This window comes from Paraglaciecola chathamensis S18K6 (assembly GCA_000314955.1).
Lineage (GTDB): Bacteria > Pseudomonadota > Gammaproteobacteria > Enterobacterales > Alteromonadaceae > Paraglaciecola > Paraglaciecola chathamensis.
Genome location: BAEM01000034.1, coordinates 111551 through 133806, shown reverse-complemented (window position 1 = coordinate 133806; position 22256 = coordinate 111551). Strand labels below are relative to the sequence as shown.

Genomic DNA, 22256 nt, shown 5'->3' with positions numbered 1-22256 from the left:
TGACATGCAATTGTTAAACATGAAAAACACAGTTGGCTTTATGTCGTTACGCGTTCCGGCAGCGATATTTTCCGCAATATTGGTCATCGGTTCTTTGGTTTCCCTTGGGGTTAACCAGCTGAACTGGGGCTTGGATTTCACTGGCGGAACACAAATTGAAATGCGCTATCAAAGTGTCGCTAACCTTGATGAAGTGCGTGCTGAGTTAACCCAGGCCGGTTTTATTGAACCGACGGTGCAAAACTACGGTAGCAGCCAAGACATACTAATACGTATTGCGCCGATGGAAGGCGTTAAAAACGTCGAAATTGGCGACCGCGTTGTCGCCGCGTTACAAGCAGCCGATCCAAGCGTTGAAAAACGCGGCATCGCTTTTGTTGGGCCAAATATTGGTGATGAGCTTGCCGAGCAGGGCGGGTTAGCCATGTTGGTTTCCTTGCTTTGTATTTTGGTTTACGTAGCAATGCGATTCGAATGGCGTTTTGCTTTGGGCTCAGTTGTGGCGCTAGCCCACGACGTCATTATTACCCTAGGTTTATTCTCGGTTTTACAACTAGAATTCGATTTAACGGTATTGGCTGCTGTTCTTGCTGTTATTGGTTACTCCTTAAACGATACGATCGTGGTATCAGATAGGATCCGTGAGAACTTTCGTAAAATACGTAATTCAGAAACAGAAGAAATCATCAACATTTCACTGACTCAAACGTTGAACCGTACCATTATTACGTCTCTAACGACGATATTGGTATTGATGTCATTGTTCTTCTTGGGTGGGGCAACGATCCACGGTTTCGCTACGGCGCTACTGTTCGGCGTTATTATCGGTACGTATTCATCTATTTATGTCGCCAGCTTAGTGGCGCTATGGTTAGGTGTAAGCCGTGAAGACTTGATGCCAACTGAGATTGAGAAAGAAGGTGCTGACCAAGAGTCAATGCTGTAGCAAATCAGATTACCCATAAGGGTAACCAGAGTTGTACATCAAGAGCCGTTTGATTAACCATCAAGCGGCTTTTTTAATGGCCGAGAGTCATTGTTTGACTTGGGCGCATTTGTTTTAATCCGCAGGCGCCTTCTAACGAAAAGCGGGTTTTAAATCGAAACGCCACACATAAAAAAAGCGAGCCAAAAGGGCTCACTTTACACTATGTTTCTGGGCTATACGTTTTACGCCACACAGTTCGGCGCTTTTGGCTACTTAGCCTTTTAAGTTTTTCACCAAGGTTTGCACTACTTTAGCGCTACCGGCCACGATGTCACCGTTGTGCATCGGATCGTTATTACCTTTAAAGTCGGTGACCAAGCCGCCTGCTTCACGCACAAGTAGCTCACCTGCAGCGATGTCCCACGGCTTTAACCCACTTTCCCAGTATCCGTCATAGCGACCAGCAGCAACATAAGCCAAGTCAAGGGCAGCTGAACCACTGCGACGTACGTCACCGGCTTGAAAAAAGATATTGCGGAAGCTTTCAAGGTAAGTGGGCAAGGTGTCTTTGTTCTTGTACGGTAATGCTGTTGCCAAGATTGTTTGGTTTAGCTCTTTGGCTTTACTTGCGCGGATACGGAAACCGTTTAATTGAGCACCCGCGCCTTTACTTGCAGTAAATAGTTCGCCGCGAATCGGATCGAACACAACAGCTTGGTCTAAACGACCTTTATGCATAAGTGCGATAGATACTGCAAAGTGGGGAATACCCTTAATAAAATTGGTGGTGCCGTCTAGCGGGTCAATGATCCATTTATAATCAGTGTTGCTACCTTCTACTACGCCACCTTCTTCACCGACAAAACAGTGATCAGGGTAAGATTGCTGGATTTTGCGAATAATTGCTTGCTCGGCTTCTTTGTCGACTCGGGTTACGAAGTCGTTACTGCCTTTGGCTTCAATCATTAGTTCAGATTGATTTTCAAAACCACGGGCAATGACGTTGCCCGCAGAACGCGCCGCGCGCACTGCTATATTCAGCATAGGATGCATAGTAAAACCACCAATTTTTAAAAGAACGTTAAGATAAGGATTTGTCATCCGTTACGGTTTAGGTAACAGGTGAACAAAAAATCGCCGCGCAGTGTATCAAACCACAGAATATTCGCAATCATAATCTGGATTTATCACAAACTATGTTAGCGTACATGCCACAGTTTACTTATTTTTAATAACAGATTAAGCGTACCTAATGTTAAAACGAATTCATCACGTTGCCGTTATCTGCAGCGACTATGCGCGCTCGAAACACTTTTACACTGAAATACTCGGGTTTAGGGTTATTGCCGAAAATTACCGTGCCCCTCGAGACTCGTACAAACTAGATTTAGCACTACCCGATGGTGGACAAATTGAGCTTTTCTCGTTTCCCGGAGCACCTGCGCGCCCCAGTCGTCCAGAAGCGCAAGGCTTACGCCACTTAGCGTTTGTTGTAGATGATGTGGAAGCAACCGTCGCACTTTTGACAGGTAAAGGTGTTGACGTTGAGGCGATTAGAACGGACGAATATACCGGAAAACAATTTACCTTTTTTGCCGACCCTGACGGTTTGCCGCTAGAGCTTTACCAAGGGTAAATTGTATTTAATCAATAAGGAATGGGAAATGAGATGGATTTTGTTGTGCGGTATATTTTTGGGGTTATCAGGTTGTGGTCATACCCAAGTACATTTGTACGCTAAGTACCTTTCAGAATCAGAGGTAAACAGAATATCCGAGCAATTAAAAAAAGATGATTTTGATGTTGATGTTAATCAGCTTACTTTTCCTATTTCGATTAGAAGAAATAGCCTAGTTTACTCACTAATGCTGCCCGAACAGAGTGAGTTAACACGCTTAACGCAAAGCACGGCGAAATTAGGGTATTCGGTTGAAAGTGAGGTGCCTCTTTTTAGTAATAATCATTCTTTCACTCGTGATTCTATAGGGTTGTTTTTAATTCCTGAAGGCCTAGATGTGGGGGCATTGATGTCCTATGAAGGACTTGTTGGTCGCTACTATAGTAAAGCGTGTGATGTAGAAGTGCAGTTGCTGCTAAATTTAGACAAAACTTACACCCTGGTTAGCGCGCCTCAAGAAAACAGTGATGCTAATACCTTTGATAACAAACAAGAAACGCTGCTTTCAGGTTTTTGGAAGGTAACTCAATATCCTTATGTTCAGTTGAGTGGCCCGAAAAGCCATCCTTGGGTTGCGTCGTTTGAGGCACAGGTGCAAGATGAAATTGAGTTTGGAGTAGCAGTGGAGAACACCTACCTTAAGCCTTTAAGTGATTACGAACGTTTTCATTTATGCCAGTTTTATAAAGGTAGGGTGCCTTAATTCAAGGGTGAACTCGGCATCAACGTTAACGCGCACATAATTTGTAGTAACTACATCAGGGTACGGGCCGCGCCAATACTACTTTCGTGCGCAAAATGTGCTATTATCCGCGCCCTAAAATCCGCAAAACGTCAGATAATTCCTTGCTATGCTAGAAAATATTAAAATCGTACTGGTTAACACATCCCATACGGGCAATATTGGTTCAACAGCGAGAGCCATGAAAACCATGGGCTTGAGTCAGTTAGTGCTGGTTGACCCAGTGTCTCCTCCTGATGGTAAGGCCAGTGCCTTAGCGGCTGGTGCGGGTGACGTACTGGCTAATGCAAAAATAGTCTCTACCTTGGCAGAAGCAGTAGCGGACTGTGGTTTAGTGGTAGGTACTAGCGCACGGTCACGTACGCTATCTTGGCCAATGTTAGAGCCCCGTGGTTGCGGCGAAAAATTAGTATCAGAAGTACCAAAATATCCTGTGGCGTTAGTTTTTGGGCGAGAGAATAACGGGCTAAGTAACGATGAATTGCAGCAATGCCACTTTCACGTGTGTATTCCTGCTAATCCTGAATACAGCTCTTTGAATTTGGCGGCTGCGGTACAGACACTTTGTTACGAAATTCGCATGGCTCATCTGAATGAAACTCGCCGAGAAAGCGTACAAGAAGAATACCCGCTGGCAGAAGATCTAGAAGGTTTTTATAGCCATTTGGAACAAACCCTATTCAAAACGAATTTTATCATTCCGAAACATCCAGGTATGGTCATGACCAAGTTACGCCGCTTGTTTAATCGCGCTCGTCCTGAAACCCAAGAGCTGAACATACTGCGTGGCATTTTGGCATCCATCGAAAAGACCAGCAAAGAAAACAAATAATTATGTTTGAGCGCATTAAAGAAGATATTCAAAGTGTATTCCATCGTGACCCAGCGGCGCGTAATACGTTTGAAGTGTTAACGAATTACCCTGGGCTACATGCTATTTGGTTTCATCGTTTAAGCCATCGGTTGTGGAAAGCAAATTGGCGCTGGCTAGCGCGCAGCTTATCAACATTTTCTCGTTGGGCAACAGGGGTTGAGATTCACCCAGGGGCAAAACTTGGGCGTCGTTTCTTTATCGATCACGGTATGGGCGTCGTGATAGGAGAAACAGCAGAAATTGGCGATAACGTGACCCTTTATCACGGTGTCACCCTTGGTGGTACATCGTGGAGCGCAGGCAAGCGCCACCCGACGCTAGAAGATAATGTCGTTATTGGAGCAGGGGCTAAAATTCTCGGGCCTATCACCATGCATAAAGGGGTTAAAGTCGGCTCTAACTCAGTGGTGGTAAAAGACGCGCCTGAAGGCGCGACCGTAGTGGGAATTCCTGGGCGTATCGTTATGCCTAGCGCCAGCAAGGAACAAAACGGCCACAGAGCTAAAATTGCCCGTAAATACGGCTTTGATGCCTATGCAATTTCAGATGAAAACCCCGACCCGGTCGCTAACGCGATTGGGCTAATGCTTGATCATGTTCACCTTATTGACACCAAGGTTGAGGAAATGTGCAAAGAGATCAATAACATGGGAGGCAGTGTTTGTGGTAAATCATTACCTACCCTTGAAATTGATAGTTTTGGCGATCATTTAACGACTGCGGAGAAAGAATCAGCGAAAGCCTCTTTCGACCCACAAATCTAACGTTAGCGCTATCAGAGACGCACAGTCGAACGTCAGTAATACTTGAGTAAAACAGTAGGATAAATACTTGACTAAAATAGTCGGGTTTGGGACAATAGCTGCAAGTTTTTAGCTAGGTGTTCAGAATGAAATTAACTTCTAAAGGTCGTTACGCTGTTACAGCAATGTTGGATGTAGCATTACATTCACAGCGTGGTCCCGTGTCGTTAGCCGATATATCTGAGCGCCAAGAAATATCGTTATCTTATTTAGAGCAACTTTTTTCACGTCTGCGTAGAGAAAAATTGGTAGACAGTGTTCGTGGGCCTGGTGGCGGTTATAAGTTGGGTCGCCAACCCAGTGATATACCTATTGGTGAAGTCATCCGAGCGGTAGATGAGTCAGTTGACGCAACGCGTTGTCAAGGTCAGTCAGATTGCCAAGGCGGTGAGCGCTGTTTAACGCACAGTTTGTGGCAGGATTTAAGCGAGCGTATCAGCCTTTTTCTCGATGGTATTACCCTTGGGGAGCTGATGGCACAGCACGACGTGAAATTAGTAGCAGACAGACAAGATAAAACGAAACATCTTAATTATATTGCTGGCAACGAAATCGAAGTGAGCTTGCAGTAAATAAGCGGAGTAAACAATGAGCGACATTAAGTTACCAATTTATTTAGATTATTCATCAACCACTCCGGTTGATCCTCGCGTTGCTGCCAAGATGGCGGAATGTTTAACCAACGAAGGCAACTTTGGTAACCCTGCGTCTCGTTCTCACCGTTTCGGTTGGGTAGCAGAAGAAGCAGTCGACGTTGCCCGTAATCAAATTGCTGATTTGATCAATGCCGATCCTCGTGAAATTGTTTTCACCTCTGGCGCGACAGAATCAAATAACCTTGCAATTAAAGGCGCTGCACATTTTTACGGTAAAAAAGGTAAGCACCTCATTACAGTGAAAACTGAGCATAAAGCCGTACTTGATACCTGCCGTCAGTTAGAACGTGAAGGGTTTGAAGTCACTTATTTAGATCCTGAGCCAAATGGCTTGGTTGATATCGAAAAATTCACTGCGGCTATCCGCCCTGACACCATTCTTGCCAGTGTTATGCACGTAAACAACGAAATTGGTGTGATTCAAGACATCGCTGCGATCGGCGAAGTATGCCGCGAGCGCAAAGTGTTGTTCCATGTTGATGCTGCGCAAAGCACAGGTAAAGTTGCAATCGATTTACAAGCGCTGAAAGTAGACATGATGTCTTTCTCAGCCCATAAATCATATGGCCCTAAAGGGATTGGCGCACTTTACGTTAGCCGTAAGCCTCGTGTTCGCCTTGAAGCGCAAATGCACGGTGGCGGTCATGAGCGTGGTATGCGTTCTGGTACCATGGCAACGCATCAAATTGTTGGTATGGGTGAAGCTTTCCGTATCGCTCAAGAAGAAATGGCCACTGAAAATGAACGTATCTTAATGCTTCGTAATCGTTTGTGGGACGGCATTAAAGACATTGAAGCTGTTTATATTAACGGTGACATAGAGCAGCGCGTAGCAGCAAACCTAAATGTGAGTTTTGCTTTCGTTGAAGGTGAATCTTTGATTATGGCCCTTAAAGATATGGCTGTATCGTCAGGTTCTGCTTGTACTTCTGCCAGCTTAGAGCCTTCATATGTACTTCGCGCACTAGGCTTGAACGATGAGTTAGCCCATAGCTCAATTCGTTTCACAATCGGCCGTTTCACCACTGAAGCAGAAATTGATCATGTGGTCAGTGTAGTACGTAACGCAATCGACAAATTACGTGATATGTCTCCTTTGTGGGATATGTACAAAGAAGGCATTGATTTGAATACGGTTGAGTGGGCTCACCACTAGTATTTGAACAAATTATAGAATTGACAGTAAGGCGAAAACGCCTTCACAAATGAGGTAACCACCATGGCTTACAGCGAAAAAGTAATCGATCACTACGAAAATCCACGTAACGTGGGTGGCTTTGACAAAAACGACCCTAGTATCGCAACCGGTATGGTTGGCGCACCAGCATGTGGTGACGTCATGAAATTGCAATTGAAAATCGGTGCAACTGGTATTATCGAAGATGCGAAATTCAAAACGTACGGTTGTGGCTCAGCGATTGCGTCTAGCTCATTAGTAACAGAATGGGTTAAAGGCAAATCAATTGACGATGCGGTTAAGATTTCAAATACCGACATTGCTGAAGAGTTGGCATTGCCACCAGTAAAAATTCACTGCTCAATTTTGGCGGAAGATGCCATTAAAGCAGCAGTTGAAGATTACAAAAAGAAACACCTGTAAACGTTAAACGAAGAGGAGACCAAAGTGGGAATTAAAATTTCTGAGGCTGCGGCACAACGCGCTACTAGCTTTCTGCAAAACAGAGGCTCAGGGCTAGGCTTGCGCTTGGGAGTCAAAACCACTGGTTGTTCTGGTTTAGCCTATGTGTTGGAATTTGTCGACGAGTTAAACGAAGATGACCATGTTTTTGAAGATAATGGCGTTAAAGTCATTATTGACGGCAAGAGCTTGGTGTACTTGGACGGTACTGAATTGGACTTTGCTAAAGAAGGTCTCAATGAAGGGTTCCAGTTTAATAACCCTAACGCAAACGGCGAATGCGGCTGCGGTGAGAGTTTCAACGTATAAAGACAATACGTGGCTTAAAGAAGCAGGCTAACAAGCCTGCTTTTTATTAGCTAACGCTAACGTTTATCACGATGTAATTCCGCTTCGCGGTTTGCATTAGTATGATCCAACATCAAAAGACGCTAATTGTTATGAATTATTTTGCGCTATTCAACCTAACGCCTTCATTTGAAATCGACAAAGCAGGGCTTGCAGCGACGTATCAGCAATTACAAAAGCTCACTCATCCAGATAAATTTGCTACCGCGAGTGAACGCGACAAACTAATCGCATTGCAAAAAAACGCTCAAGTAAATGATGGATATCAGGTGTTAAAAACACCGCTGAGCCGGGCCGAGCATATGTTAGAGCTGCGTGGTGTAGAATTACAGCACGAGCAAAAAACCATGCAAGACGGCGCCTTTTTAATGCAGCAGATGGAATGGCGTGAACAATTAGACGATGCGCAACACGCTGACGATCCTCTCAGTGCACTTGAATCTTTGGATGAAGATGTGGCGGCAGACATTAAGCGTTTGTTGAGCGAGCTTGGTGCATTACTTGAGCAATCTGATGATGAGTCAAATGAAAACGCGGCAAACCTGGTACGTAAACTAAAATTTTTATTTAAGTTACGGCACGAAATTGAACTCAAAGAAGACGCATTAAGCGACTTTTGAAATAACTAAACGGTTTTTATAATGGCATTACTCCAAATCGCAGAACCAGGCCTAAGCGCAGCTCCGCATCAGCGTAAGCTTGCTGTGGGTATCGATTTAGGTACAACAAATTCCTTAGTAGCGACTGTGCGCAGCGGTCAGGCAGAAACACTGGGCGATGGCAACAAACAGCACCTGCTACCATCAGTGGTGAAATATGCAGCTGATAGCGTTATTGTGGGCGAACAGGCCAAGCATGACGCGAGTCTAGATCCCACCAATACGATTGTTTCGGTTAAACGCTTTTTAGGTCGAAGCCTGAGTGACATCCGTCGTAGCTATCCAGATTTACCCTACGATTTTGATGAATCAAATCCTAACTCGCCACTGTTAAATGTAGTAGGGCGTCAGGTGAACCCAGTCGAGGTGTCATCCGAAATTCTAATCGCCCTGCGTTTACGGGCAGAGCAAAGCTTAGGCGAAGAGTTAAGTGGCGCTGTGGTGACAGTTCCTGCCTATTTTGATGATGCTCAGCGTCAAGGAACTAAAGATGCCGCCCAATTAGCCGGCTTAAAAGTACTGCGTTTATTAAACGAGCCCACTGCAGCTGCGATAGCCTATGGCTTGGATTCAGCTCAAGAAGGTGTGATCGCAGTATATGATTTAGGCGGTGGTACATTTGATATTTCTATTTTGCGCCTGAGTAAGGGGGTATTCGAAGTCCTTGCCACCGGTGGTGATTCAGCGTTAGGTGGAGATGATTTCGATCACGCTATCGTTACCTATTTCCGGCAACAACTTGGCCTTGAAGGCACTTTATCTAAACGTTTACATAGAGTGTTACTTGATAAGGCTAAATTTGCTAAAGAAAGCTTGAGTGACGAAGATTCGGTGACTGTAGAGTTTACTGATGATGAGCAAAATGAGCGTAGCTTATCGCTTAGTAGAGCTGCGTTTGAAGAGTTGATCGCTGGCTTGGTGAAGAATACCCTTCGCGCCTGTCGCAGAGCGCTAAAAGATTCTGAGCTAGAGAAAGACGAAGTACTGGAAGTAGTGATGGTCGGTGGTTCGACTCGAGTACCTTGTGTGCGCGAGCAGGTTGGCGCCTTCTTCGGCCGTGATCCTTTGACGTCTATTGACCCAGATAAAGTCGTGGCGATTGGTGCCTCTATTCAGGCTGACATCTTAGTGGGTAATAAGCCTGACGGTGAAATGTTGTTATTGGATGTATTGCCATTATCGCTTGGCTTAGAAACCATGGGTGGCCTAGTAGAGAAAGTTATTCATCGCAATACCACGATCCCTGTGGCCAAAGCCCAAGAATTTACCACGTTTAAAGATGGTCAAACGGCGATGATGATCCATGTGCTGCAAGGCGAACGTGAACTGGTTGATGACTGTCGTTCGTTGGCAAAATTTACTTTGCATGGTATTCCGCCGATGGCTGCGGGCGCGGCGCATATTCGGGTTACATTCCAAGTGGATGCCGATGGGTTGCTAAATGTGATGGCGATGGAAAAGTCCAGTGGCGTGCAAGCTGAGATTCAGGTTAAGCCATCTTATGGTCTCGACGAATCACAAATAAGCGACATGCTCAAAGCGTCGATGCAAAACGCCACAGGTGATATGCAAGCTCGTATGCTCAAAGAGCAGCAAGTCGAAGCGGCAAGAGTCCATGAAGCCCTGCAAGCTGCGCTGAATGCTGATGGCGCAGAGTTATTGAGCGCTGCTGAGATTGAAACTATTCAAGCCAGCTTAGCGGTACTTGATACAGCAGGTAAAAACGATGATATTGACGCCATCAAAAAAGCCATTAGCGCCGCAGATGCAGCGAGTCAAATATTCGCTGAAAAACGTATGGATCATTCGATCAAAAAGGCGTTAGCCGGCCATACGGTTGACAGTATTTAATTTTATATTGCGTCAGAACATAATTTTTCGATTTAAGGAAACTACAGATGCCACAAGTGATTTTTTTACCCCACGCTGAGCTTTGTCCAGACGGAGCCGTGTTAGAAGCGCCAGAAGGTACAACCGTACTCGACGTCGCTTTAAAAAATGGTATTGGTATTGAGCATGCTTGCGAGAAGTCTTGCGCATGTACCACGTGCCACGTGATTGTGCGTGAAGGTTTTGAGTCGCTTGATGAAAGCGATGAGTTAGAAGACGACCTGCTCGACAAAGCCTGGGGGCTTGAGCCTGATTCACGTTTGGGCTGCCAAGCGGTTATTAAAGACGAAGATCTCGTAGTTGAAATACCGCGCTACACTGTTAATCAGGTGAGTGAAGGGCATTAAGCGTTAATGCTAAGCAAAATCAAAAAAAACCAGCCAAGTGCTGGTTTTTTTATGTCTGTAAAGAGATAAGCTAATAATTAAATGAACTGTACATAAAAACAGGTGTTGTGTTATATTTTGTACAGACACGCAATTGAGGATACAAATATGGCCATTATTACCAGATACGTCGTTGAGCATAAAGGGGTTGAAAAGTTTGTGACCGCAGATAAAAAAGAAGCCGATAAATACGATAAGATGCTAGAAGTAGCGGACAACTTAGCGGAATACATTGAAGCTAAAGGAATGAAGTTCGATGCTGACGTATTAGAAGATTTGGCCATCATGCTGTCTAAAAACAAAGATGCCGTGGGCAAGATGTTCAAAGGTGCTGAAGCGAAAAATGTATTGTCCGACGAAAAGGCTGAGGTGGTAGCTCTAGGCAAAAAGAAAGCCTAATTGAGTCTGCATAGAACAGAGACAGTACTATAGACAATTAGCTTAAACCAGATGCTGTACAGAGTGTTTTCACCATGAACACCAAAGTTAATGTAAACCAAAAAAGGCTATCCAAAGATAGCCTTTTCACGTTCACTACATTAATCACTAGACCCTAAACCTTAAAGTGGTTGCGATTAACTCGCCTTCTTAAGGGTTACTTTTTTAGTCTTTTCTGCGACCTGCGTTACATCTTCTTTACCTGCATTTTGCGGCATATATCGGGCTTTTTTCTTAGCTTTAAGCTTATGAATATCAGCTAACACTAGGCCGTCTATACAATCACCAAAGTCAGCATCAATATTAAAGTCAAGAAAGTGAATACCACCATCATCGTAGGTTTCAGTGTATTGCTTATAAAGGGTAGGGACAGCAACCCCCATATTAGCGAGTAAATGTTTGAGCAAGGTAAAATCTTTTTTGTAATCTCCACCGCTGAAGGTTTGAGGTAAGTCGCCTGCCAAATGATAAGGGGTTTTTGACGTGGCGATGGTGTCGGTATGAGTAAAGTACAAGCGGTAGAATTGCACCAGTAAGTCTTTCGCTGCTTTTGGGTAGGTGTCACTTAGTGACACAGGCCCAAATAAGTATCGGTAGTCTGGGTGGCGCTGCAAGAACGCGCCTATGCCATACCACAAGTAATCGAGACTACGTTTACCCCAATATCTGGGCTGTACAAAGCTACGGCCCAGCTCTAAACCTTTTTCAAAATACGGTTGCATTGCGTCGGTATAGTTAAACAAAGTCGCCGAATACAAGCCCTCAACCCCGGTTTGTGCTAACAATTTTTTTGCATCACCAAAGCGATAAGCGCCTGCAATTTCTAGGTCATCTGCATCCCATAAAATCAGGTGGAAGTAGTGGGCGTCGTATTGGTCAATGTCTCGGCGGCGGTTGCTACCTTCGCCCACAGCGCGAAATGCGATTTCACGTAAACGGCCGATTTCGCGCATGATAGGCGAGCTACCGTTGTATTGGTATAAGTAAATTGCCTTACCATCGGTGGTTTCACCTAAGTGCTCGCAATCGCGTTTTATCGCCCGGCTCAACTCGGTGCGGTTTTCTGGCATGGCGATCGCTTTTTGTGTAGCAAAAATGCCTTGCTTGCCCATACCGATGCGATACAGGTGTTTTTTGAGTAAGCGTACCTGCTGCAGGCGATTGATTTTATCGTTAGCATAAGATTCAAACGGGATGACTTCACCGACCCGCATAGGTAAGTGTTTGCGCTTTTGCTTGAACATTTCTGTGACCAGAAGCATCGCCGCTAACGGCTTATACAGCATGGACACACCGTAAAAGAGCGGCGAGTTTTTCGCATCGATAAACACAGGTAAAATAGGTGCTTTTGCTTGACGGGCAATGCGTAAAAAGCCGCTGTTCCAGTGCGTATCACGCACACCTTGAGGGCGTAATCGCGACACTTCACCTGCCGGGAATATCAACAATGCGCCTTCTTGTTCTAGGTGTTGTTGAATATTATGAATATGATCTTTCGCTGTGCCCCCATTCATATTGTTTACCGGTAATAGCATGCAATGAAGTGGGTCGATGGTCATCAACATTTGATTGGCGACAACTTTTACATCTGTTCTGATTTCGCTGACCAGTTTGATTAAGGCGAGGGCATCGAGTGAGCCGATAGGGTGATTGGCAATGATGACCAAACGGCCTTGGCTTTGAATATGTTCACGCTCGTTATCACGAACCGAGTAGCTAATATTAAAGTACTCGAGTACCTGTTCAACAAACTCAAGTCCTTGGTGGTGTGGGTAGCTTTGAGCAAACTCATTCATTTCGCGCTCATGAAGCAAGTGGCGTAGCACAAAACCGGCAGATTTAAACAACCAAGGCTTTTCGGCTACTTTGGGGTAGTGCTTGTGTAAAACGTCATTAACCGTGAACATATAACTCGCCGTATATTGCTAAATTCGGGCCAATGTTAGCTGGGCTATATGACGCTTTGGTGCCAGTTACGTGGCATTTTGATTACAAGAAATAAGCTGCTATTGCGTCACTAGGCAGCTTTGTTTTGATTCTTTGTTTTGCTCATTCTTAAATTAAACAAATTGCTGGCATGAGCGGTTTGCGTCCAGTAAATCAACTTCATTTCGCCGTTTGGTAATTCGGTGAGCGCCGAGCAGTTTTCTATCCAGTCACCATCGTTGTAATAGGTCTTGCCATTAATATTGGCCACTTCAGGGTGATGTATGTGGCCACAAATAACACCGTCTAAGTCCATTTCGGTAGCGCGGTTAATACAGGCATTTTTATAACGTTGAATTGCTTTATTGGCTTCTTTTATATGACTTTTTAAGTAGCCTGCCAATGACCAATAGGGGAATTTAAGCGCGGCTCGAATACGGTTATACCAACGATTAATAAATAACAGTAGATCGTACGCCTTATCACCTATCCAAGATTGCAAGGGGCCAAAACACACTTCTTGATCGAACTGATCGCCGTGAAGTACTAATAGCTTTTTACCATCGGCCGTGGTGTGAACCGTCTCCCGGGCGATTTCTATTTCACCAAACGTGATGCCGTCATATTTTTGTAGAGGCGCGTCATGGTTGCCGGGTAAGAAGATAACGCGAGTCTCTTCTTTGGATAAAGACATGAGTTTGTGCAGCACCTGATTGTGGGTTTCAGGCCAGCGAAACTGCTTGCTCATCGCCCACATATCAATGATGTCGCCGACCAAATACAAGGTCTCAATGGTCGAGTGGTTTAAAAAGTCGAGTAGGTATTCTGCTTTACAGTCTTTACTGCCTAAATGAATATCAGATAACCAAACTGTGCGGTAATGCGCTCGATAAACCAGTGCGTTATTCATGTTTCAACCCTTTAGCTGTTTAGCGCTTAGGCTAAAAGCAGGGCTTTACAGTAAGGTGACGGTAATTTGAAAATATGATGACAGTGAGCTCTTATACCATTCCACGTTAATAAGTGATGACTCAGCGAGAGTTTAAAAGGGCTTAAACAAGGCGGATGACTGAATGAATAGTTGTTCTCTTTCGAAGTCATGCAACGCAGTGTAAGCCCTTTTAAAACTCGCCTGCAAGGAATGCCCCAGCGGCTTTTGCTCTGCGTTCTCACTATTTGAAAGGGAACAACCATTACTACATAGTGACGCCTTAATCAAAAACCGCTGGACGCATTCTGAGACGATCACTTATTAATGCGGATTGGTATTACTCTGCTTATGCAGCAAGAAGCCCACTGTCATTGGGCCTTACCTCGAATAATCGCAAATTAGTCTAGGGTTTCGGATAAGCGCTTTTTAAGTTCAACTTGTTGGTTTTGGGTCAGGGCTTTGTCTTCATTATTGCTGATAATGAATAAATCCTCTGCGCGTTCACCTATAGTTGCGATTTTCGCCATTCTTAGGGAAAACTCCATTTCTACTAATAGGTTACCTACCTTAGCCAGAAGCCCAGGTGCATCTAACGCTTCAAGTTCGACCAGTGTCTCGTCAGGTTGGTTAGAGTAAAAGCGTACTTTGGTGGGAACGTCTAATTGTTTCATTTGACGTGACATTTTACGTCTATTCTGGTGCTCTTCCCCTGGCTTGTTGAGTTGGTTGGTAACTGCTTCTTTTAAACTGCTTAAACGACTTGTTGAGTCAATTCTATCGCCGGATTGCTCTAATACGATAAAGCTATCAAAAACGTAACCATCATTGGTTTTCATTATTTGTGCATCATGAATAGAGCAGTTTCTGCTATCAAGCACGGAGGCCACCTGAGCAAACAAATTAATTTTGTCTTTACCGTAAACTAATAACTCAGTACCCGACTTAGCGGTATGCTCATTGGCTTCAACTAACAAGAAATCATCTGTCATAGGGTGAGCCGCGAGAATAACACCGGCATGCCAGGCGATCTGGTCGGGCTTGAAGCGCACAAAATAATCATCCGTTAAGCGTTTCCAAAACTGTTCTACTTGGCTTTCATTAACACCACGGTTTACCAGTAGTCGTTTAGCTTTAGTCTGGTGCTCATCGATTCGATCTTGTAACGCTACTTTGCATTCTAAGCCGTTATCTAGGGCTTTTTGCGTGAGCAAATATAGTTCACGTAATAGAGTCGCCTTCCAATCATTCCATAGGTTGTCGTTCGTAGCGCGAATATCCGCTAAGGTGAGTACGTAAAGATGATTCAGGTGGTTGTGGGTGCGCACGTTTCCTGCAAATTCGTTTATTACGTCAGGATCGTAAATATCACGGCGCTGGGCAATAACAGACATCATCAGATGGCTTTCCACCAACCAAGCTATTAGCTCGGCGTCTTTATCATTGATGCCGTGCATAGTGCAGAATTCTGCGACATCTTGGGCGCCAAGTTTAGAGTGATCACCATTTCGGCCCTTGCCGATATCATGAAAGATAGAGGCGATATACAGCAGTTCAGGTTTGTCTAGGTTACGTACAATACGGCTACAACGTGGGAAACCAGAGTTTCCTTGGCTGTATTGATAAACATTTTTCACTAAACGATGTGTATGTTCATCTACGGTATAGGCATGGAATAAATCAAATTGCATCATGCCCACTATGTGATCCCACTGGGGCAGGTAAGATTGCAAAATACCGTGCTTATGCATGATATCCCAGCCTAAACCGAAGAAGTCAGGATGCTGCATCAGCTCAATAAACAAGGTACGACAGCGCGGGTTTTCGCAATAATACTGACTATGAAATTTGCGACGCGCCAAGCGCAACTGACTCAGCACACTGGAGTGTAATCCTTCAATTTGCGGCGTATCGGCGATGAGCAATAGGCATTGAAGTATGTCTTCTGGCTCATTAAACACATTATCATGTCTGGTGGCGAGTAAACCGTCTGCAATTTCAAAACTAGGATTGATGATGACGCGATTTTTGACTTTGATATGCAACACATCATGGCCAAAGCGTTGCAGTAACATTTCATTTAACTCACTGATACGCCTAACCGTTCTGAAAAATGATTTCATCATGCGCTCAACGGATGCTTTACCGTCGTCACCGTAACCTAGGCGGCTGGCAACATCATTTTGATAGTCAAACAATAAGCGGTTTTCACTGCGTTGTGCTTGCAGATGAAGCGCGAAGCGTATGCGCCATAAATTAGAGCGACATTCGAGCAACTCTTCAAATTCTTGCTCGGTGAAGTATCCGCGCTGAACCAGTTCGGTGCCTTTCATTACCTTGAAGTGTTTCTTTGCAATCCAGCCAATATTTTGAATATCGCGCAGGCAACCTGGGCTTTCTTTCACGTTGGGTTCAAGGTTATATGAGGTACCTTTGAATTTTGAATGGCGTATTTGTTGCTCTTTGGACTTGGCGATAAAAAAATCTTTACTGGTCCAATTGCCACGACCATGCAGTTTTTTATTTAACGAAAGAAAAGTGTCTTGATTTCCTGTCAACAGCCTTGCTTCAACTAGGTTTGTTGCTATGGTGACGTCGCTACGGGCGAGAGAAACGGTTTCTTTTATGGTGCGTACCGATTGCCCGATATCTAGGCCAATGTCCCACAAAAAAGTGATGAATTGACCAATAGTATTTTGCTGAGATTGATTTAACGCACTTGGGCTTAGTAAAAGCAGATCGATGTCGGAATAAGGTTGCAGTTGACCACGACCATATCCACCTACCGCAACCAAGGCAATCTTGGTTTCTTTATGTAAATCGAGTAACTGCCAGGCATGGCTCAACAGAGCATCAACAAACTCAGCACGACCCAGTACAAGACTGTCTACATCAACGCGGGTGAATTCATTCTCTAGCCAGTCGTAACTGTCACTGATGCAGGCTTTAAATGCAGGAATGTCGTCAGTGGATTGAATAAGTTGGACTTGATTTATTAAGGTTTGCAAAGACAAGATACGATCCTTTATTCAATATTGTGGCGATAGTGTGGCGATTTACTTATAAATTTACACTCTTAAGACTGCGTTATTTGATGTCTTATGACAAATAACTAATTCAGGTAAGAATTAATTATTTATCATAAGCTTAGATGGATACATTATGAAGAGTGCTTAATGATTAATGACCCGTTCAATGTCTTCGTCGTCTCTAAGGGTAAGAATTTCAACCCCAGTTTCAGTCACCAATAAGGTATGTTCCCACTGAGCGCTCAGACTGCGATCTTTGGTAACAACGGTCCAATCATCAGGTAACACTTTTGAGTAACGTTTACCTGCATTGACCATGGGTTCGATGGTAAAACACATACCAGCTTCTAATACTTCACCCGTGTTAGGGCGACCATAATGCACCACTTGTGGTTCTTCATGGAAGTTAGCGCCGATACCGTGGCCACAATATTCACGAACAATTGAATAGTTATGCCCTTCAGCATGTTGTTGAATTGCATGACCTATGTCACCCAAACGCATTCCCGGTTTTACCATTTTAATACCAATGTAAAGGGCTTCTTGGGTAACACGAATAAGTCGTTCGGTTAGAATACTTGGCTTGCCAACCACAAACATTTTTGATGTATCACCGTGGTAGCCGTCTTTGATCACAGTGACATCAATATTGACACTATCACCTTCCTTCAATTTCTTATCTGCAGGAATACCGTGGCAAATCACATGGTTAACCGAAGTACAAATAGACTTAGGGAACGGCGGGTTACCGTAATTCAACGGGGCAGGGATGGCTTGTTGTTCATTAACAATATAATCGTGACAAAGCTGATTGAGTTCATCTGTGGTCACGCCTTTTTTGACATGGGGACCGATCATTTGTAATACATCGGCGGCAAGTCGCCCGGCAACTCGCATTTTTTCAATTTCTTGTGCGGTTTTTATAGTAGCTGGCAAAGCAATGTCCTAATTTTTTCGGGTGTTCATTAATGTGTCCGTATCTTAACTTTTCAAGGCGCTGGTGTATAGCATCTATACGTAAACTTGAATTTCCCTTGTCGCCGTGATATAAAGCGCCCCGCTGAAACAAGTGTTCAATGATAAGTTCTTCTGAGGTTGTCATAAAACGGTTATTTACAGCGACTAACTTATATTTAATAACACACATACATCGACACAGTTTTCGGGGTGTTTGTGCAAGATTCGTCTGCACAGATCGAGACCTGGGATGTATGGAGGCCTAACCCCATATTAAGGAAACTAATATAATGGCAAATGTATCAATGCGCGATATGCTTCAAGCAGGCGTTCACTTCGGTCACCAAACTCGTTACTGGAACCCAAAAATGAAACCTTTCATCTTTGGCGCTCGTAATAAAGTTCACATCATTAACTTAGAAAAAACGGTTCCGTTATTCAACAATGCGTTGAACTACATCAGCAGCGTTGCTTCTAAGAAAGGTAAAATCCTTTTTGTTGGTACTAAGCGTGCAGCAAGTGATTCAGTTCGTGAAGCAGCAATCAAATGTGACCAATTCTACGTAAACAAGCGTTGGTTGGGCGGCATGTTGACTAACTGGAAAACAGTTCGTCAGTCAATCAAGCGCTTGAAAGATCTAGAGCAACAAAGCCAAGACGGTACGTTCGACAAAATCACTAAGAAAGAAGTGCTTATGTTGCAACGCGAAATGGCTAAGCTAGAAAACAGCTTGGGCGGGATCAAAAACATGGGCGGTCTTCCTGATTGTCTTTTCGTTGTTGATGCTGATCACGAGCACATTGCGATTACCGAAGCGCGTAACCTTGGTATTCCAGTTGTTTCTATCGTCGACACAAACTCAAACCCAGATGGTGTTGATTACATCATTCCTGGTAACGATGATGCGATCCGTGCAGTTCAACTTTACTTGAACTCTGCTGCTGACGCCGTTATCGAAGGTCGTGAGAAGAACATTGAAGTACAGGCTGAAGAAGGTGAGTTTGTTGAAGCTGCTGAGTAATCAGCTACTTTAATCTACCTATTGAGTCAGTCTGTTGATGCACGAATGTGCATGACATGAAAATTTAACAGGGGCTGATGCCCCTGTTTTTTAATCCTAATTTTAGTACATTATATTGCTGAGGAAACGACAATGGCAGTGACAGCAGCCCTAGTTAAAGAATTACGCGAACGTACCGCTGCAGGTATGTTAGATTGTAAAAATGCACTGGTTGAAGCTAATGGTGACATCGAGCTTGCAATCGAAAACATGCGTAAAAACGGTCAAGCTAAAGCGGCTAAAAAAGCAGGTCGTATCGCCGCTGAAGGCGTTATCTTGACCAAAGTTGCTAACGGCGTAGCAACAATGATCGAATTGAACAGTGAAACTGACTTCGTTGCTCGTGACGAAGGCTTCATCGCATTCGGTAGCAAACTAATCGAAGTGGCTTCTGCAAACAAACTTAACGATATCGAAGCACTAAATGATGCAACTGTAGATGGCGTTAAAGTAAGCGAAGCACGTGACACTTTGGTTGCTAAAATCGGCGAAAACATTTCTCCGCGTCGTGTTATCTCTGTTGAAGGTGATAACCTTGGCGCTTACGTTCATGGCGGCCGTATCGGCGTTATCGCTATCCTTCAAGGTGGCGACGAAGAGCTAGCTAAAGACATCGCTATGCACGTAGCTGCAGCAAACCCTCAGTTCGTTAAGCCTACTGACGTACCTGAAGAAGTTGTTGCCAAAGAAAAAGAAATTCAACTTGATATCGCAATGCAGTCAGGCAAGCCTGCTGAGATTGCTGAGAAGATGGTTTCAGGTCGTATGAACAAGTTCACTTCTGAAGTGAGCCTAACTGGCCAAGCTTTCATCAAAGATCCTTCTACTTCAGTTGCACAATTGCTTAAAGCAAAAAATGCTGACGTAATCAACTTCGTACGTTTCGAAGTAGGTGAAGGTATTGAGAAGAAAGAAGAAGACTTTGCTGCTGAAGTAGCTGCACAAATGGCCGCTGCTAAGAAATAATTGCGCCATTTGCTTTTGCGTAAAGCTAATGTCATATAAACTATTGGCACCTCAATTTAGAGGTGCCTTTTTATATGTGGACCAAGCTGTATAACGGCACATACTGTGAAATTCAGTACATCTGAGTCCTTAGCACCTAAGTTTCGCGCCCAGCGTTGAACTATTAGTGCTTAAGAATTACTTAGATAATGCCTGTACGCCATGATGTACAACGTTATACCGAGTGTTATTGACCCCCATTATTCGTTAAATAAGGAACAGCCTGCCGATGAGTACAACACCTAAACATGCCTATCGTAGAATTTTACTAAAGCTAAGTGGCGAAGCCTTAATGGGCGAAGAAGGCTTTGGTATTGATCCAAAAGTTCTTGAGCGTATGGCCCAAGAGATAAAAGAATTGGTTGAACTGGGTATTGAAGTTGGCTTAGTGATAGGCGGCGGTAACCTATTCCGTGGCGAAGGCCTAGCTAAAGCAGGCATGAATCGCGTAGTTGGCGATCACATGGGTATGCTAGCGACGGTAATGAACGGTTTAGCCATGCGCGATGCACTACATCGAGCATTTGTGAATGCCCGTTTAATGTCAGCCATTCCCCTTAACGGCGTATGTGACGCTTACAACTGGGCTGAAGCGATTAGTTTGTTGAAATCAGGTCGCGTCGTTATCTTTGCTGCGGGAACCGGTAATCCGTTTTTTACAACTGATTCTGCTGCGTGTTTACGCGGAATTGAGATTGAGGCCGATGCTGTGCTTAAGGGCACTAAAGTGGACGGCGTGTTTGATTCAGATCCAGCGAAAAACCCAGATGCTGTGTTATACAAGAAGCTGTCTTACTCTGAAGTGCTAGACAAAGAATTAAAAGTGATGGATCTAGCGGCATTTACCCTAGCGCGGGATCATAATATCCCTATTCGCGTTTTTAATATGAATACGCCTGGCTGCTTACGTGCAGTGGTGCTTGGTGAAGATGTTGGTACCGTAATTTGCCATCCAGAAAAACAAGATAACTAATTAGGAAGACATTTTATGATTGATGAAATCAATGTAGACGCGCGTCAGCGCATGGAAAAAAGCGTTGTCGCGTTACGCGGTCAATTTACCAAAATTCGTACTGGCCGTGCTCACCCAAGCTTGTTAGACAGCATTATGGTGCCTTACTACGGCGCGCCTACACCTTTAAAGCAATTGGCTAACGTGATTGCTGAAGACTCGCGCACGCTAGCGTTAACGGTATTTGATAAAAGCGCCGCACAAGCCGTAGAAAAAGCAATTATGCAATCAGATTTGGGGTTAAACCCAATGAGTGCGGGTACGGTTATTCGTATTCCTATGCCTGCTTTGACTGAAGAGCGCCGTAAAGATTTGATCCGCGTAGTACGCAACGAAGCAGAAGGCGGCCGCGTTGCCGTGCGAAATATCCGTCGCGATGCTAACGGTGACATTAAAGAGTTATTGAAAGAAAAAGAAATCAGCGAAGATGATGCCCATCGCGGCGAAGACGCTATCCAGAAGCTGACCGATGAATTTGTCAAACAAATCGATGAAATCTTGGCAGCAAAAGAAACAGAGTTAATGGAAGTATAGTGGTTGCCTGATAAATGAATTCAGAATCACAATCGACCAGTAAACTCGTACCTCAGCACGTTGCTATCATCATGGATGGCAACGGTCGCTGGGCCAAAAAGAAAGGCAAAATTCGAACATTTGGTCACCGCGCTGGTGTCAAAGGGGTTCGTGCTTCTGTGTCTTTCTCTCTTAAAAACAAGATTAAAGTATTAACGTTATTCGCTTTTAGCAGTGAAAATTGGAATCGTCCTCAAGAAGAAGTGGGTGTTCTGATGGAGCTGTTTAAAATGGTATTGAGCAGTGAAGTAAAAAAACTGCACAAAAATAACGTTAAACTTCGTGTGATAGGTGATACCAGTCGTTTTGATAAAAAATTGGTTGAACAGATCAAGGACGCTGAAACGTTAACCGCAAACAATGATGGGTTAATCCTTAACATTGCTGCAAATTACGGTGGTCGCTGGGATATTCTCAACGCAACCAAAGCGTTAGCTGAGCAGGTAAAAGAAGGTTCACTCGAAAGTGAACAAATCGATGAAGCCATGCTAAATCGTTATACATGCTGTTCAGATTTGCCTGAACTTGACCTACTTATTCGTACCGGTGGTGAAACGCGTATTAGTAACTTTTTGTTGTGGCAAGTAGCCTATGCAGAATTGTATTTTACCGATACTTATTGGCCGGATTTCAACGAAGATGCATTTCAACTTGCCATCGATAACTTTGCAGATAGGCAACGTCGCTACGGGATGACGGGCGAACAGGTCAGTTAATGACAGTT

Annotated in this window: 23 protein-coding genes; 18 read left to right on the top strand and 5 right to left on the bottom strand. The window is 44.2% G+C overall.

What is annotated here, in order from left to right:
* Positions 1–4: 4 nt before the first annotated feature.
* Positions 5–946, top strand: coding sequence for a protein translocase subunit SecF (secF, locus tag GCHA_RS13175; RefSeq protein ID WP_007988982.1), 942 nt, complete (start codon positions 5–7; stop codon positions 944–946).
* 255 nt (positions 947–1201) lie between these two features.
* Here secF and suhB read toward each other — a convergent pair whose 3' ends face one another.
* Positions 1202–1981: an inositol-1-monophosphatase gene (suhB, locus tag GCHA_RS13170; protein ID WP_007988978.1), complete on the bottom strand. Its 780-nt coding sequence runs from the start codon at positions 1979–1981 to the stop codon at positions 1202–1204.
* Between the two features lie 199 nt (positions 1982–2180).
* On the opposite strand from suhB, the gene gloA2 reads away from it, so the two are divergent.
* The 12 genes from gloA2 to GCHA_RS13110 all read left to right on the top strand — a co-directional run bounded on the left by gloA2 (position 2181) and on the right by GCHA_RS13110 (position 11002).
* Positions 2181–2564, top strand: a complete 384-nt coding sequence (gene gloA2, locus GCHA_RS13165; protein WP_007988977.1) for an SMU1112c/YaeR family gloxylase I-like metalloprotein — start codon at positions 2181–2183, stop codon at positions 2562–2564.
* A 28-nt stretch (positions 2565–2592) separates the two neighbouring features.
* Positions 2593–3309 (top strand): hypothetical protein, encoded by a 717-nt coding sequence (locus GCHA_RS13160; protein WP_007988975.1) that lies wholly within the window; start codon positions 2593–2595, stop codon positions 3307–3309.
* A 148-nt stretch (positions 3310–3457) separates the two neighbouring features.
* Positions 3458–4180, top strand: coding sequence for a tRNA (cytosine(32)/uridine(32)-2'-O)-methyltransferase TrmJ (gene trmJ / locus GCHA_RS13155; protein ID WP_007988973.1), 723 nt, complete (start codon positions 3458–3460; stop codon positions 4178–4180).
* A gap of 2 nt (positions 4181–4182) precedes the next feature.
* Positions 4183–4986 (top strand): serine O-acetyltransferase, encoded by an 804-nt coding sequence (gene cysE / locus GCHA_RS13150; protein ID WP_007988971.1) that lies wholly within the window; start codon positions 4183–4185, stop codon positions 4984–4986.
* 125 nt (positions 4987–5111) lie between these two features.
* Positions 5112–5597: a Fe-S cluster assembly transcriptional regulator IscR gene (iscR, locus tag GCHA_RS13145; protein WP_006992093.1), complete on the top strand. Its 486-nt coding sequence runs from the start codon at positions 5112–5114 to the stop codon at positions 5595–5597.
* 16 nt (positions 5598–5613) lie between these two features.
* Positions 5614–6837 (top strand): IscS subfamily cysteine desulfurase, encoded by a 1224-nt coding sequence (locus GCHA_RS13140; protein ID WP_007988966.1) that lies wholly within the window; start codon positions 5614–5616, stop codon positions 6835–6837.
* Between the two features lie 63 nt (positions 6838–6900).
* Positions 6901–7281, top strand: coding sequence for a Fe-S cluster assembly scaffold IscU (gene iscU / locus GCHA_RS13135; RefSeq protein ID WP_007988965.1), 381 nt, complete (start codon positions 6901–6903; stop codon positions 7279–7281).
* A gap of 24 nt (positions 7282–7305) precedes the next feature.
* Positions 7306–7629, top strand: a complete 324-nt coding sequence (gene iscA, locus GCHA_RS13130; protein WP_007988964.1) for an iron-sulfur cluster assembly protein IscA — start codon at positions 7306–7308, stop codon at positions 7627–7629.
* 131 nt (positions 7630–7760) lie between these two features.
* Positions 7761–8288 (top strand): co-chaperone HscB, encoded by a 528-nt coding sequence (gene hscB / locus GCHA_RS13125; RefSeq protein ID WP_007988963.1) that lies wholly within the window; start codon positions 7761–7763, stop codon positions 8286–8288.
* 21 nt (positions 8289–8309) lie between these two features.
* Positions 8310–10178, top strand: coding sequence for a Fe-S protein assembly chaperone HscA (gene hscA, locus GCHA_RS13120; protein WP_007988962.1), 1869 nt, complete (start codon positions 8310–8312; stop codon positions 10176–10178).
* A gap of 47 nt (positions 10179–10225) precedes the next feature.
* Positions 10226–10564 carry an ISC system 2Fe-2S type ferredoxin gene (gene fdx, locus GCHA_RS13115; RefSeq protein WP_007988961.1) on the top strand — a complete coding sequence of 113 codons (339 nt, stop codon included), beginning with the start codon at positions 10226–10228 and terminating at the stop codon, positions 10562–10564.
* Between the two features lie 147 nt (positions 10565–10711).
* The gene (locus GCHA_RS13110; protein ID WP_007988960.1) at positions 10712–11002 is read left to right on the top strand and encodes a YebG family protein; all 291 of its coding nucleotides are present in this window, start codon (positions 10712–10714) and stop codon (positions 11000–11002) included.
* A 176-nt stretch (positions 11003–11178) separates the two neighbouring features.
* On the opposite strand, the gene olsF is transcribed toward GCHA_RS13110, so the two are convergent.
* The 4 genes from olsF to map form a co-directional block, all read right to left on the bottom strand.
* The gene (gene olsF / locus GCHA_RS13105; RefSeq protein ID WP_007988959.1) at positions 11179–12948 is read right to left on the bottom strand and encodes a bifunctional ornithine lipid synthase OlsF; all 1770 of its coding nucleotides are present in this window, start codon (positions 12946–12948) and stop codon (positions 11179–11181) included.
* A 110-nt stretch (positions 12949–13058) separates the two neighbouring features.
* Positions 13059–13877: a UDP-2,3-diacylglucosamine diphosphatase gene (locus tag GCHA_RS13100; protein WP_007988958.1), complete on the bottom strand. Its 819-nt coding sequence runs from the start codon at positions 13875–13877 to the stop codon at positions 13059–13061.
* A 419-nt stretch (positions 13878–14296) separates the two neighbouring features.
* Positions 14297–16909, bottom strand: coding sequence for a [protein-PII] uridylyltransferase (gene glnD, locus GCHA_RS13095; protein WP_007988957.1), 2613 nt, complete (start codon positions 16907–16909; stop codon positions 14297–14299).
* Positions 16910–17068: 159 nt separating this feature from the next.
* Positions 17069–17860, bottom strand: coding sequence for a type I methionyl aminopeptidase (gene map, locus GCHA_RS13090; protein WP_007988956.1), 792 nt, complete (start codon positions 17858–17860; stop codon positions 17069–17071).
* Between the two features lie 311 nt (positions 17861–18171).
* Between map and rpsB the strand changes: the two genes are divergently transcribed.
* The 5 genes from rpsB to uppS all read left to right on the top strand — a co-directional run bounded on the left by rpsB (position 18172) and on the right by uppS (position 22248).
* Entirely contained in the window at positions 18172–18903 is a 732-nt protein-coding gene (gene rpsB / locus GCHA_RS13085; protein WP_007988952.1) for a 30S ribosomal protein S2, read from the top strand.
* Positions 18904–19035: 132 nt separating this feature from the next.
* Positions 19036–19908 carry a translation elongation factor Ts gene (tsf, locus tag GCHA_RS13080; RefSeq protein WP_007988950.1) on the top strand — a complete coding sequence of 291 codons (873 nt, stop codon included), beginning with the start codon at positions 19036–19038 and terminating at the stop codon, positions 19906–19908.
* A gap of 268 nt (positions 19909–20176) precedes the next feature.
* Entirely contained in the window at positions 20177–20920 is a 744-nt protein-coding gene (gene pyrH, locus GCHA_RS13075) for a UMP kinase (RefSeq protein ID WP_007988949.1), read from the top strand.
* A gap of 15 nt (positions 20921–20935) precedes the next feature.
* Entirely contained in the window at positions 20936–21493 is a 558-nt protein-coding gene (frr, locus tag GCHA_RS13070) for a ribosome recycling factor (protein WP_007988946.1), read from the top strand.
* 14 nt (positions 21494–21507) lie between these two features.
* Positions 21508–22248, top strand: a complete 741-nt coding sequence (gene uppS, locus GCHA_RS13065) for a polyprenyl diphosphate synthase (RefSeq protein ID WP_007988945.1) — start codon at positions 21508–21510, stop codon at positions 22246–22248.
* Positions 22249–22256 lie beyond the last annotated feature (8 nt).